Below are 13,451 nucleotides of genomic sequence, written 5' to 3' on the forward strand. Positions count from 1 at the left end.
GCCGAACCGTAGCGGCCGGGACGCGACCCGACGAACGTGTCGTGCGGATGCGCCCGAGGCGACCCCAGCCCCATCCTGCTGCACAAGGGAACAACAACGACGAGCGGGCATCCCGGCCTGCGCCCCCTGGCGGCCCGGTCTCACGCGGCGGCCCGGTCAGTGGGCCAGCAGCCACCACAGACCGGGCGGCGGCAGGGCGCGAGCCGTGACGAGGGGCGTCTCGACACGCTGCTCGCCGAGCTGGACCGTCACCTGGCCGACCAGCGACCCCGGTCGGCTGGGGACGCGCAGGGGCTGAAGGGCGCTGGACCACCGGGGCGACTGGTCCGGCCCGACCAGCAGCGTGAGCGACCGGTCGGCGAGGACGGAGGCCGACAGGGTGCCGAGCCAGGGGGCCCGCACGGTGCCGAGGACTGTCCCTCGGCGCACCAGCGTCACGACCCGCAGGCTCCGGGCGAGGCGGTCGACGAGCCGGAGGTCGACCTGCTGGGCCAGACCGAGGGGATTGAAGCCGCCCTGGCCGGTCACGGCCGCCAGGACCAGGACGCTGCGGCCCTCGACCGGCCGGCGGGCCGCGAGCACCAGGCACCCCATGGCCGCTTGGGTGAAGCCGGACTTGACCCCGACCACGCCGTCGTGGCCGACGGCACTGATGTAGTTGGCGACCTGCCCGGCGAGGGGCTCGACGACGCTGGGCTGGGAGACGAGCTGGGCGAAGACCGGGTTCGCCATGGCGATCTCGGCGAGGCGGAGCTGGTCGGCGGCCGTGCTCCGGGACCGGTCGCTGACGCCACTGGGGTCGGCGTAGGTCGTCTGGCGAAGCCCGAGGGTCCTGGCGGTGCGGTTCATCCGGGCCACGAAGGCGACGAGGGAGCCGGCGTCCCACCGGGCCAGGGCGTCGGCGAAGTCGTTCGCCGAGCGGACCAGGAGGCCGGCGAGCAGCTGGCGTTCGCTCAGCCGTTCACCGACCTGGATGGGGAGGACGGTGGCGTTCTGGGCCTCGAGGCGAGCGGCGTCGGCCACGTCGGTCGGGGTGATGGTCACGAGAGGACCGGCCTGACCGGGCTGCAGGGGGTGGTCGTGGAGGACGACCAGGGCGGTCATGATCTTCGTGAGGCTGGCCACCGGCACGGGTCGCTCGGGGCCCGAGGTCAAAAAGAAGCCCGTGCTGGGCACGGCCACGGCCGCCTGTCCCGTGGCCGGCCAGGGCAGGGCCGCGACGGCGGCCCCTGCGGCTGGTGCCGGCAGGTCGAGCCGAACGGTGGGCCGGGGCGGGGCAGCGGTCAGCCGGGACATGCCGAGGCCGAGGAGCACCACGCCGAGGAGGGCTCCCCCGGCGACGAGCCGCCGGCGGCGGATCCGCTGGCGAGCCGAGCGCCGGCGGCGCGGGGGTCGGGGCAGGGACCGAGGGCCGCTCACCGCTGCTGGAGCTGGTCGAGCTCCTCGGGGGTCATGAGCACCGCCCGGGCCTTCGAGCCCTCGGCCGGTCCGACCACCCCCCGGCGCTCGAGCAGGTCCATGAGCCGACCAGCCCGGGCGAAACCGACCCGGAGCTTGCGCTGGAGCATGGAGGTCGACCCGAGCTGGGAGCGGACGACGAGCTCCATGGCCCGGGGCAGCAGCTCGTCCTCGTCGTCGTCCTGGGCGCCCGTCCCCGGACCGGCCTCGTCGCCGACGATCCCGACGACGTACTGGGCCTCGCGCTGGCGGCGCCAGTGGGCGACGACCGCCCGGACCTCCTCCTCGGACACCCAGGGCCCCTGGATCCGGCGGGGCACGGAGGACGACGCCGTGAGGAGCAGCATGTCGCCCTTGCCGACCAGGCGCTCGGCACCGGGCTGGTCCAGGATGACGCGGCTGTCGGCGAGGGACGAGACGGAGAAGGCGAGGCGGGAGGGGACGTTGGCCTTGATGACCCCAGTGATGACGTCCACCGAGGGCCGCTGGGTGGCCAGCACCAGGTGGATGCCGACGGCCCGGGCCATCTGGGCGATGCGGCACACCGAGTCCTCGACGTCCCGGGCGGCCACCATCATGAGGTCGTTCAGCTCGTCGACCACCACGACGACATAGGGCAGGCGCTCGTAGGTGGTGGCCGGGGCGGCCAGGGCCCGGCGGCTCTCCTCGACCAACGCGGCCGCCAGGCTTGAAGGCTCCCTGGCCGCAGGGTCGCCGTCGGCGACGTCCCCGGCCGCTGGCGGGCCGCTGACCTGGTCCTCGTCGAGGAGGCCCCGTTCGACGAGCTCGTTGTAGCCGCCGATGTCCCGGCAGCCGACCTCGGCGAGGAGGTCGTAGCGGCGCTCCATCTCCTTGACCACCCAGCCGAGGGCCTGGGCGGCCCGGCGAGGGTCCACGACGACCTCGGTGAGGAGGTGGGGCAGCCCGTTGTACTGCCCCAGCTCGACCCGCTTGGGGTCCACCAGGAGGAGCCGGACCTGCTCGGGGGTGCTGCGCAGGAGGAGGGAGGTGAGGATGGAGTTGATGCAGGAGGACTTGCCCGAGCCGGTGGCCCCGGCGATGAGCAGGTGGGGCATCTCGGCCAGGTTGACCAGCACGGCCCGACCGGCGATGTCCCGGCCCATGCCGACCACTAAGGGATGGGTGGCCCGCCGGGCCTCCTCGGCAGCCAGGACGTCCCCGAGGGTCACCAGCTGCCGGCGCTGGTTCGGCACCTCGACCCCGATGGCCGACTTGCCGGGGATGGGGGCCAGGATGCGGACGTCAGGGGAGGCCATGGCGTAGGCGATGTCCTTCGCCAGGCTGGTGACCCGGGCCACCTTCACGCCCGGACCCAGCTCCAGCTCGAAGCGGGTCACGGTGGGGCCGACCGTGGCCCCGACCAGCCGGGTCTCGACCCCGTGGCTGGCGAGGGCGGCCACCAGCGCTCGGCCGGCGGCGGCGACGTCCTGCTGGTCGATCCGGCGCTCCTCGGAACGCCGGAGCAGGCTCGGGGGCGGCAGGCGCCAGGGGCCGCTGCCCGCGGCTCCAGCGAGGGCCGCAAGGGGCTCAGGATCGCTCGACCCCTTGCCCGACTGCAGGGCTGACCGACCGCTGCGCTCGGCCGAGGCCTGCGACGAGGGCGGCGGGACCTCGCCCGTGGCGTCGGTGCCGACCGGGTCGCCGGGATCGACGGCCGGGGGGACGACACCCGACGTCGGGTCCATGAGGTCGGTCCCTGCCGACCCAGCCGTCGGTTGCCCAGCGTCAGAGGGCGGGAGGAGCTCCTCGGTCCCGAGCCGACCCGGTCCTGCCGACCCCGCAGGCCTGCGGCTTGCGGCCGAGGCCAGCAGTCGAGGCGGCCGGACCGCGGGGCGCCGAGCGGCGGCGCCCCGGGCGAGGCGGACCAGGTGCTGGACCACCGCGCGGAGGGTGGTGCCCGTGAGGAGCAGGACCCCGACGAGGAGGACCGCCACCAACACGACCGCCGCGCCGGCGCCACCCAGCCCGGCGCGCAGCGGGTCGCCGGCGAGGGCCCCCACCCAGCCGCCCGCGCCGGCCAGGCGGGAGCTCGGGGCTCCGAGGCCAGGCGAGCCCCCGGCCAAGCTGGCCACGCCAGCCACCGCCAGGACCCCGAGCAGCAGGCCGAGCACCGCCCGGAGGGGTGGCTGGAGCGCCGAGCGGACCACCAGCCCCCCGCCGGCCACGGCCAGGGCTGGCGGCAAGAGGAATCGGTCGACCCCGAGGAGCAGGGCGAAGCCGTGGCGGACACCGCCCCCGAGGGGTCCGAGGGCATCGGCGTAGAGGGCCAAGGCCAAGAGGATGGCCAGGGTCAGCAGGCCGATGCCGGCCAGGTCGGCCCGGTGCCCGGCCAGGGCCGTCGACCAGGGACTCGGCGCCGACCGGCGGCGGGCGCGCTGCTGGGGCCTGGCTCGGCGACCAGTCGAGCGTCGGGTGCCGCTGGCGGCCCCGGGACGCCGCGGCGCCCGGGCAGTCGACGGCCGGGCCCGGGTCGGCGTGGAGCCCTTCGTCGTGGCCACAGTGCCGGCAGGCTACACCCGGCCCCTCGATGGGCCGCGGACCTGGCCCGATACCCTAGGTCCACGCCCACCTCCGCCCAGTCCTCGACGCGACCCCGGCACACGTCGCCGTGAACCCGACGGACTCGCGCTCGAGCCGCCAGCGCCCTGGTGGGCGGCGGGCCGTGGTGGCCGCCACCGCCGCCACGCTCTGCGCTTCCCTGCCGGTCTACCTGGTCGGGGCCCTGGCGGTGCAGATCCGGCACAGCCTGCACTTCGGACCCAGCACCCTCGGCCTGGTCGCCGGCCTCTACTTCGTGGCGGCCGCGGCCAGCTCGGTCCCCCTGAGCCGGGTGTCGGAGCGGGTCGGCGGGGCCACGGTCCTGCGCCTCGGCGCCCTGCTCGAGGGCCTGGTGCTGGTGGCCCTGGGCCTCGGCAGCCGAGACGTGGCCAGCCTGGCCGCCTTGCTGGTGGTGGCCGGGGTGGTGGCCGGCTGGATCTCCCCGGCCTCCTACCTGTTCCTGGCCCGCAGCGTTCGGCCCGGCCGCCAGGGCCGGGCCTTCGGGGTGAACCAAGCTGCCGTGCCCCTCGCCCCGCTCCTCGGCGGCCTGGCCGTGCCGATCATCGCCCTCAGCGTGGGCTGGCGTTGGGCCTTCGTGCTGGCCGGGGCCCTCGGGGTGCTGGCCAGCCGTCTGGTCCCCGACGCCGGACCCGAGCGTCCTGTCCGGGCCTGGCGCAGGCAGCGGGAGGCTGCCGACCGGTCCTCCCTCCGCCTCGCCCCCCTCGTGCTGCTCAGCGTGGCCCTCGGCCTGGGCATGTTCGAGGCCAGTGGTCTCGTGACCTTCCTGAGCAGCGGCGCGGTCGCCCTGCACCTGGGGGCCGGCACGGCCGGCTACCTGGTGGCCGGCTGCAGCCTCGGCGCGGTCCTCGTGCGGCTCGCCCTCGGGGCCCTGGTGGACCGCCGGCCCGGGGACCACTTCGGCGTGGTGGCCACCATCATGGCCATCGGCGCCCTGGCCATCGGCGCCCTGGCCGCCGTGGCCAGCCAGGGCCTCGCCGACGCCTGGGCCCTCGCCGCCGTGCCCGCCGTGGCCATCGGCTGGGGCTGGAACGCCGTCTTCAACTACGCCGTCGTGCGCTCCCATCCCGACGCGCCGGCCCGGGCCACCGGGGTGACCGACGTCGGGGCCCGCCTGGGCGGCATGCTCGGGCCGGTCGTCACCGGCGTGGTCATCGCCCGGCTGTCCTACCCAGCCGGCTGGCTGGTCCTCGCCGCCGTCGCTGCCTTGGCCGCCAGCATGGTGGTCGCCGGCCGGGCCCTCCTGGCGAGGACCCCTACCCCCTCGACCTGGCCGACGACGACCGACTGCCCGACCACCGCCCGACCGGCGGCCAGCTCAGGAGCCCCCTGAGCGCTCGGCAGCCGGCGCCGGCACCAGAGCCCTTGCGCGCTCGATGATCGTTGCGCCGACCTCCCTGGGGGTCCGGCCGTCGGTCGGCACCACCCAGGTGGCCACCTCCTCGTACCACGCCAGCCGCCGCTCGTAGATCCGGCGGAGGTCGGGCGCCCGGAGCATCGGCCGGGCAGGGTCGTCGCCCAGCCGGCCAAGGGCCTGCTCCCAACCGACCCGCAGGTAGACCACCTGGGCTGGGCTGGCCTGGAGGACCCGACGGGTTCCCTCGTGCTCGACCGCTCCCCCGCCGAGGGCTACCACCGCATCCGGCCCACCGACCAGCTCGGCGACGACCTGGTGCTCGAGGTCCCGGAAGGCCCGCTCGCCTTCCTCGGCGAAGAGGTCCCGCACCGCCTTGCCGGTCCGGTGCTCGATGACCAGGTCACTGTCGATGAACGGCAGACCGAGCCGGTCGGCCACCAGGCGGCCGACCGTGGTCTTGCCCGCCCCCATGAACCCCACCAGCACCAGCACGTCGGGTCCCCTAGACGGTGACGACGACGGGCACCACCATGGGCCGCCGGCGGGTCCGTTCCCCGACGAAGCGACCGAGGGCCCGCCGGGCCGTGCGCTGGAGGGCCTCGGCGTCCCGGGCCCCCTCGCCCAGGGCCTCCTCGACGGCCTTGGCCACCACGGCCGAGGCCTCCTCGAGCAACTCCTCGGCCTCGGGCGCGTACACCCACCCTCGGGTGATGACCTGGGGCGGTGCTGCCAGCTCGCCCAGATGGGGATCGACGGTCACCACCACCATCACCACCCCTTCCTCGGCCAGCTGCCGGCGGTCCCGCAGGACGCCCCGGCCGACGTCGCCCACCGTCCCGTCGACGTAGAGGAACCCGCTCGGCACGCTGCCGTCCCGCCGCAGACCCTGGTCGTCGAGCACCAGGCTGTCGCCGTCCTCGCAGACCAGGATGCGGTCCTCGGGCACACCCATGGTGCGGGCCAGCCGGGCGTGGTGCACCAGGTGCCGGTACTCGCCGTGGACCGGCACGAACCACTCAGGCTGAGCGACGGACAAGAGGGTCTGGAGCTCGCCCTGGCGGGCGTGGCCGCTCACGTGCACCGGGACCTGCCCGGTGTGGACGACCTCGGCGCCCCGTCGGTGCAGGCCGTTCACCACCCGGCCCACGGCCCACTCGTTGCCCGGGATCGGGTGGGCGCTGATGACCACCACGTCCCCGGGCCGCAGCTGCAGCAGTCGGTTCTCCCCGGCTGCCAGGAGGGCCAGCGCAGAGAGCGGCTCGCCCTGGGAGCCCGTGGAGACGACGCACACCTCCCCGTCGGGCAGGGCCCCGACCTCGCTGATGTCCACCAGGGACCCCTCGGGGATCCGCACCAACGTGGCCACCTTGCGACCGTTGGCGATGGCCGCGTCGACGATCTGCTGCACCCGGTGGAGGTGGCTGGCGAAGCAGGCCACCACCACCCGCCGCCCGCCGGCCCCCGCCAGGACCTGCCGCAGCACGGCGCCCACGCTGGACTCCGAGGGGGTGAAACCGGGCTCTTCGGCGTTCGTCGAGTCGGCGAGCAGCAGCCGGATGCCCTCGTCGAGGGCCAGCCGGCCGATCCGGGCCAGGTCCGTGACCCGCCCGTCGACCGGCTGCAGGTCCAGCTTGAAGTCGCCCGAGTGGAGGATGACGCCCTGGGCGGTGTGGAAGGCCAGGGCGAAGCCGTTGGGCACCGAGTGGGTCACCGGCACGAACTCGACCTCGAAGGGCCCGATGGCCCGGCGCTCACCGTCGGTCACCTCCACGAACCGGCACCGCTCCAGCAGACCGGCTTCCTCCACCCGGTGCCGAGCCAGGCCCAAGGTCAGGGCCGAGCCGTACACCGGGACGGCCACCTCCCGCAGCAGGTAGGCCAGGCCACCCGTGTGGTCCTCGTGCCCGTGGGTCAGGACCACTGCCTCCACCTGGTCGGCGTGGTCCCGCAGGTACCCGAAGTCTGGCAGGACCAGGTCGATGCCCGGCATGAGGGGGTCGGGGAACATGACCCCGCAGTCCAGGACGACGATCCGGCCGTCCTGTTCGATGCAGGCGCAGTTCCGCCCGATCTCGCCGAGGCCGCCGAGGAAACTGACCCGGACCGGGGCCGCCACCGTCCCGACCGCCCGGCCCTAGCGCCCGACGCTGCCGAGCGCCCCGGCCGGCGCCGGCTCCAGCTGGGCGACCACGTCCCGGGCCAGCTCGTCGAGGGCCGCGGGGGCAGGACCGAGCGGCAGCCGGCACTGGCCGACCGGCAAGCCCTGGGCCCGACAGATGGCCTTGGCCGGCAACGGGCTCGGGAACTCGTCGGAGGACTGGACCCGCAACAAGGGCAGCAGCCGACAGTGGATCTCGGCCGCCTCGGCGGTGTCCCCGGCCCAGAAGGCCGTCAAGAGCGCCCGCAGCTGGAGGCCGACCCAGTGCGAGGCCACGCTGACCACCCCGGCAGCACCCAGGGCGCACAGGGCCAAGGTGGCCACGTCGTCACCGCTGTAGAGATCGAAGCCGGCCGGAGCCTCGCCGAGGACCCGCGTGGCCCCGACCAGGTCACCAGAGGCGTCCTTCAACGCCACCACGTTCGGCCGGTGCGCCGCCACCTCCAGCACCGTCTCGGGGGCCACCTTCCGGCCAGTGCGAGCCGGCACGTCGTAGAGCATGACCGGCAGCGACGTCGCCTCGGCCACCGCCTCGAAGTGCTGGACCAGGCCCCGCTGAGAGGGACGGTTGTAGTACGGGGCGACCACCAGCACCGCGCTCGCTCCCCGCTGGGCCACCCGGCGGGTCAGCTCGATGGAGTGGGCCGTGTCGTTCGACCCCGTCCCCGCGATGACCGGCACGGTCACCGCCTGGGCCACCGCTTCGATCAGGTCCAGCTTCTCGGCGTCCCCGAGGACCGGGCTCTCCCCGGTGGTCCCGGCCACGACGAGGGCGTCCGAGCCGTGGACCGTCAGCCACCGAGCCAAGCTGGCCGCGCCATCGAGGTCCAGGGCCCCCTCAGCGTCGAAGGGCGTGACCATGGCTGTCACCACGGCCCCGAATCGGCCAGGTGCCAAGGGGCGCCGCATGGCGCCTAGGCTACTCCCCACGCTCGGGTCCAGGGACGGCCCCTCCAAGGCGCGCCCTGGCAGCCTCAGGAAGCCTTCCCGACCGGTTGGGCCTGCAGGGACTCGTACTCCTCGCCGGTGTCCGCCCAGTCCTCGAACTGGATGACGCCCAGCTCCTCGAAGCGGTGCCGCAGCCAGCCGTCTGCTGCGTCGAGCAAGCCCAGCTTCTTGCAGTTCGGCACGATCTTCGAGAACAGCATGGCCTGGAACACCTTGCGCTCGGGGGTCTGGAGCAAGATGGGCGCCACCGCCTTCGGGTCGACCCCCATGCGCTCCCAGACCTCCTGCTGCAGGAACCGGTCCCGCATCCGGACCGCCGCCTCGTAGGCGAACTCCTGGCGCTCGCGCAGCTCGGCCGTGCTGAGCTGGCCGTAGAGCTCCTGGAGGGAGAGCACCCCGAAGGCGACGTGCCGGGCCTCGTCCGCCATGACGTAGCGCAGCAGCTGCTTGAGCAGCGGTTCGGTGGTCATCTGCTGCATGAAGCCGAAGGCGGCCAGCGCCAGACCCTCGACCATGATCTGCATGCCCAGGTAGGTGATGTCCCAGCGGTTGTCAGCGATGATGTCGTCCAGCAGGGCCCGGAGGTGGGCGTTGATCGGGTAGTGCCCCGAGAGCTTCTCGTCCAGGTACTTCGAGAAGACCTCGACGTGGCGGGCCTCGTCCATGACCTGGGTGGCGGCGTAGTACTTCGCGTCGATCCACGGCACGGACTCGACGATCTTCGCCGTGCACACCAGGGCCCCCTGCTCACCGTGCAGGAACTGCGACAAGGTCCAGTTCTGGCTCTCGATCCCGAACTGCAGCCACTCCTTGTCGCCCCAGCTGGCCACGGGGGTCCCGGCCGGGTCCACGTTCACGAGGAAGCCCCCGCTCGCCTCGGCGTTGGCCACCACCACCGCCTCCTGGTCGACCTCGGTCTCCCAGGGCAGGTCGGTCTGGGCGTTCCACTGGGCCCGCTTGGCCTTCTCGTAGAGCTTGTCGAGCTTCGGCCGGGCACCCTTCTCGTAGTCCCAGGTGAAGAAGGTGTCGTAGTCCGAGTGCACCGTGTGCTCCGTCTCGTCCCAGGCCGTGTTCGTCACGGCCAGGACCTCCCGCAGCTCTCGGAGCTCGGCCTCGCGCTGGGCGCTGCCCTCTTCCTCAGCCATCTCGCACCCTCCTCGATCCCCTCCCCGAGGGGCCCTCCGTGGGGTCGACGACCTGGCCCACCCCCTTGGTGAGACGATAAGGCGCTTTCCGTCTCATGTCAAGGGCGAGCGGGGCTGGGCTCGCCCGGCCGTTGTGGAGTTTGTGTGACATGTTGTGCAACGCTGCCCCAGCACGAGCCTCCCTCGCCACGAGCCCCAGGGCCGCCATCGCCCCGCCGGGAGGTCAGAAGCCGAGGAGGGGTCCGAGCCCGAGGGTCAGGCCCGGTCGACTGGCCACCTGGCGGACGGCCAGGAGCACGCCGGGCATGAAGCTCGACCGGTCGTAGGCGTCGTGGCGAATGGTCAGGCTCTGGCCGATTGCGCCGAAGACGACCTCCTGATGGGCCACGAGGCCCGGCAGGCGGACGGCGTGCACCCGGATGCCTCCCGGGGCGCGCCCGCCCCGGGCCCCGGGCAGGACGAGGTCCTCGGTGGGGTCCGGTGGCCAGCCGAGGCCGGCGGCCTCCCGGGCGGCCGCCACCCGGGCCGCGGTCTGGAGGGCCGTCCCCGAGGGCGCGTCCCGCTTGCCGTCGTGGTGGAGCTCGATGATCTCGACCCCGTCCATGAACGGGGCCGCCAGCTCGCAGAACCGGGTCATGAGGGCAGCGCCGATGGCGAAGTTGGCTGCCAGGACGCAGTTGGCCGAGGACTGCTCGAAACGACCGCGGAGCTCGTCGACGGCCTCGTCGGGGATGCCGGTGGTGCCGACGACGGCGTGGACCCCGTGCTGGGCGCACCAGCGCAGGTTGGCGAGGGCTGCCGGGGCCACGGTGAAGTCGACGGCCACCTCGGCCTCGGCCCGGACGAGCTCGTCGATGGTGGAGGCGACCTGCAGGCCGGGCGCGTCGATGCCCGCGACCTGCCGGAGGTCGATGCCGGCCATGCCGGGGTCGACCGCGGCCACCAGTTCGAGGTCCGGGGCGTCGGCCACCGCCCGGCAGACCTCCCGCCCGACCCTGCCGCCCGCCCCCAGCACGCCGACCCGCATGGCCGTCACCCTAGCCAAGGCGGCCCTCAGGGCAGCTGATCGGGGCGGAGGGGCCCGACCGCCGAGACCACCCGGGGCCCGCTGGCCAGCTCGGCGGCCAGGGCCGCGACCTCCTCGGCTTCGACCGCCTCGAGCCGGGCGAGCAGCTGCTCGAGGGGCGGCACCTGCCCGTGGAGGAGCTGGGCGGCGCCGATACGGTGCATGCGGGCCCCGGAGTCCTCGAGGCCGAGGAGGGTGTCGGCTCGGAGGAAGGCCTTGGCCACCGCCAGCTCCCGGGGGGTCGGCCCACGAGCGGCCAGGTCCTCCAGCTGGGCCTGGAGAAGCGCCAGGACCTGGCGGGCGTCGTCGGGACCGGTCCCGGCTCCGAGGGCGAGGTAGCCGGTCTCCTCGAAGAGCACCCGTTCGGCCCAGACCGAGTAGGCGAGGCCGCGGCGCTCCCGGATCTCCTGGAAGAGCCGGCTGGAGAGGCCCCCGCCGAGGACGTGGGCCAAGACGGCCAAGGCGTGGCGTTGCTCGGCGTTGCGACCCGGCCCCCGGACCCCGAGAGCCAGCTGGACCTGCTCGGTGGGCCGGGTGCTGACGACCGTGCGGGGCGTCGGTGGGCCCGGGGGGATCCGGGCCGGCCGGGCACCGCCCTGCCGGTCGCGGAAGACCTGGTCGACGGCCACTGCCAGGCCTTCGGGGTCCAGGGCCCCTGCGGCCGCGACGACCAGGTTGTCGTTCCGGTAGTGCCGCTCGAAGAAGCGGCGGAGGCCGTGGGCGTCGAGGCCGAGGACGCTGGCCTCGCTGCCGAGGACGTCCCGGCCCAAGGGGTGCCGGGGGAAGAGGGCGGCCGCGAGCTGCTCGGCCGCCACGTCGGCCGGCTCGTCGGCGTGCATGCGCAGCTCATCGAGCACCACGCTGCGCTCGGCCCGGACGTCGGCCTCGTGGAGGGTCGGCTCGGTCAGGATGGAGCCGAGGACGTCGAGGCCGAGGTCGAGGTGCTCGGCGAGCAGGCGGACGTAGAAGGTCGTGTGCTCCTTGGTCGTGTAGGCGTTCATGTCGCCCCCGACCTCGTCGACCGCCTCGGCGAGCCGGGTCGCCGGCCAGCGGGCGCTGCCCTTGAAGAGCAGGTGCTCGAGGAAGTGCGAGCTGCCGGCCTCGGTCGGCTCCTCGTCCCTGGACCCGGTGCCCACCCAGACCCCGAGGGTCACGGAGGCCACGTGGTCCATGGGCTCGACGACCAGCTGCACCCCGCAGGGCAGGCGGTCGGTCAGGACCGGGGCCGTCTGGCCCCTCACCGACGCCGGCGGTTCCGCCCGCTGCGCCGCTGGGGGTCCCGGGGCCCACCACCGGCCGGGTCAGGGGCCGGTCCCAGGTCGCCCAGCTCGTCGGCCAGCTCCGCGCTGAAGGCCTCCTCGAAGGAGACGACGGGCGCTCCGGAGGGGGCCTGGGTGGCACCCTCGGCCCGCTCGTCGGCCGGAGCGTCGGTCACCTCGAGGGGCTGGGCCAGGGAGAGGGAGACCTTTCCCTGGGGGTCGATGTCGTCGACCCGGACCTCGACCGCCTGGCCGAGGGTCAAGACGTCCTCGACCCGCTCCACCCGTCGGCCGCCACCGATCTTGGAGATGTGGAGCAGGCCGTCGCGGCCGGGCAGGATGTTGACGAAGGCCCCGAACTTCGTGATGTTCACGACCTTGCCCTGGTAGGTGGCCCCGACCTCGGCCTCGGGGGGCTCCACGATGAGGAAGATGCGGCGCTTGGCCTCCTCGACGGCCGATTGGTCCTTGGCGCCGATGGTCACCACGCCGTAGAGGCCGTCGTCGTCGACGGTGATGTCTGCCCCGGTCTCGGCCTGCAGGGTGTTGATGACCTTGCCCTTCGGGCCGATGACCTCGCCGATCCGGTCGACGGGGATGCGGAAGGAGACGATCTTCGGGGCGTTGCGGCTGACCTCCGAGCGGGGCTCGGCGATGGCCTGGTGCATGACCTCGAGGATGGTGAGGCGGGCGTCCCGAGCCTGTTCGAGGGCCTGCGCCAGGACCTCGGCCGGCAAGCCGTCGATCTTGGTGTCCAGCTGCAAGGCGGTGACGGCGTCGGCGGTGCCGGCCACCTTGAAGTCCATGTCCCCGAAGGCGTCCTCGGCGCCGAGGATGTCGGTGAGGGTCACGTAGCGGCCGTCCTCGTAGACGAGGCCCATGGCGATGCCGGCCACCGGGGCCTTGATGGGCACGCCGGCGTCCATGAGGGAGAGGGTGGAGCCGCAGACCGAGGCCATGGAGGTCGAGCCGTTGGACGAGAGGACCTCGGAGACCAGCCGGAGGGTGTAGGGGAACTCCTCCTCGGGGGGCACGACCGGGAGGAGGGCCCGTTCGGCCAGGAGCCCGTGGCCGATCTCGCGCCGCTTGGGGCCCCGCATGAAGCCGGTCTCCCCGGTGGCGAAGGGCGGCATGTTGTAGTGGTGCATGTAGCGCTTGGACTCGTCGATGCCGATGGTGTCCAGCAGCTGGTTCATGCGGGGCATGCCCAGGGTGGCCACGTTCAGGACCTGGGTCTCACCCCGCTGGAACAGGCCCGAGCCGTGGGCCGTGGGGATGAGGCCCACCTCGGCCGAGAGGGGCCGAAGGTCCCGAGGACCGCGGCCGTCGATGCGGATCCCCTCGTCGACGATGCGCCGGCGAACCAGCTTCTTCGTGAGGGCCCGCACGGCGGCGACGATCTCCTGCTCGCGCTCGGGGAACTCGGGGGCGAGCTGCTCGAGGATGCTGGCGGTGGCCCGGTCGAGGGCCTCGTTGCGCTCGG

The 13,451-nt window shown here is 73.9% G+C and carries 10 protein-coding genes; 1 reads left to right on the forward strand and 9 read right to left on the reverse strand.

Features of this window, described 5'->3' with window-relative positions; genetic code table 11:
- Positions 1-156: 156 nt before the first annotated feature.
- Complete coding sequence (locus tag Acit_RS09675) at positions 157-1,419, reverse strand: D-alanyl-D-alanine carboxypeptidase family protein (protein WP_248108533.1); 1,263 nt, start codon at positions 1,417-1,419, stop codon at positions 157-159.
- On the reverse strand, positions 1,416-3,977 hold the full coding sequence (locus tag Acit_RS09680; RefSeq protein ID WP_248108535.1) for a DNA translocase FtsK: 2,562 nt from the start codon (positions 3,975-3,977) through the stop codon (positions 1,416-1,418). The genes Acit_RS09675 and Acit_RS09680 overlap by 4 nt, the downstream gene beginning before the upstream one ends.
- Positions 3,978-4,141: 164 nt before the next feature.
- Here Acit_RS09680 and Acit_RS09685 point away from each other — a divergent pair, with 164 nt between their 5' ends.
- Positions 4,142-5,368: an MFS transporter gene (locus tag Acit_RS09685; RefSeq protein WP_248108537.1), complete on the forward strand. Its 1,227-nt coding sequence runs from the start codon at positions 4,142-4,144 to the stop codon at positions 5,366-5,368.
- Here Acit_RS09685 and Acit_RS09690 read toward each other — a convergent pair.
- The 7 genes from Acit_RS09690 to Acit_RS09720 all read right to left on the reverse strand — a co-directional run.
- Positions 5,354-5,884, reverse strand: a complete 531-nt coding sequence (locus Acit_RS09690; RefSeq protein WP_248108539.1) for a shikimate kinase — start codon at positions 5,882-5,884, stop codon at positions 5,354-5,356. The two genes, Acit_RS09685 and Acit_RS09690, sit on opposite strands and share 15 nt — an antisense overlap.
- Positions 5,885-5,894: 10 nt before the next feature.
- Complete coding sequence (locus Acit_RS09695; RefSeq protein ID WP_248108541.1) at positions 5,895-7,508, reverse strand: ribonuclease J; 1,614 nt, start codon at positions 7,506-7,508, stop codon at positions 5,895-5,897.
- 18 nt (positions 7,509-7,526) lie between these two features.
- Complete coding sequence (dapA, locus tag Acit_RS09700; RefSeq protein ID WP_248108543.1) at positions 7,527-8,459, reverse strand: 4-hydroxy-tetrahydrodipicolinate synthase; 933 nt, start codon at positions 8,457-8,459, stop codon at positions 7,527-7,529.
- A 65-nt stretch (positions 8,460-8,524) separates the two neighbouring features.
- A complete protein-coding gene (locus tag Acit_RS09705; RefSeq protein ID WP_248108544.1) occupies positions 8,525-9,643 on the reverse strand; it encodes a ferritin-like domain-containing protein in 1,119 nt (372 codons plus the stop codon).
- A 223-nt stretch (positions 9,644-9,866) separates the two neighbouring features.
- Complete coding sequence (gene dapB, locus Acit_RS09710) at positions 9,867-10,670, reverse strand: 4-hydroxy-tetrahydrodipicolinate reductase (protein ID WP_248108546.1); 804 nt, start codon at positions 10,668-10,670, stop codon at positions 9,867-9,869.
- Between the two features lie 26 nt (positions 10,671-10,696).
- Positions 10,697-11,950: a M16 family metallopeptidase gene (locus Acit_RS09715; RefSeq protein ID WP_248108548.1), complete on the reverse strand. Its 1,254-nt coding sequence runs from the start codon at positions 11,948-11,950 to the stop codon at positions 10,697-10,699.
- On the reverse strand, positions 11,947-13,451 hold a 1,505-nt coding region (locus Acit_RS09720), incomplete at its 5' end, for a polyribonucleotide nucleotidyltransferase (protein ID WP_248108558.1). The genes Acit_RS09715 and Acit_RS09720, both read right to left, overlap by 4 nt.

Origin of the sequence: Aciditerrimonas ferrireducens (assembly GCF_023130475.1) — a bacterium.
GTDB lineage: Bacteria > Actinomycetota > Acidimicrobiia > Acidimicrobiales > UBA8190 > Aciditerrimonas > Aciditerrimonas ferrireducens.

What these genes read in the sequence shown, in the direction of transcription:
- dapA (WP_248108543.1), bottom strand. Translation starts at nt 8,459, where the DNA reads ATGCGGCGCCCCTTGGCACCTGGCCGATTCGGGGCCGTGGTGACAGCC.
- dapB (WP_248108546.1), bottom strand. Translation starts at nt 10,670, where the DNA reads ATGCGGGTCGGCGTGCTGGGGGCGGGCGGCAGGGTCGGGCGGGAGGTC.
- Acit_RS09705 (WP_248108544.1), bottom strand. Translation starts at nt 9,643, where the DNA reads ATGGCTGAGGAAGAGGGCAGCGCCCAGCGCGAGGCCGAGCTCCGAGAG.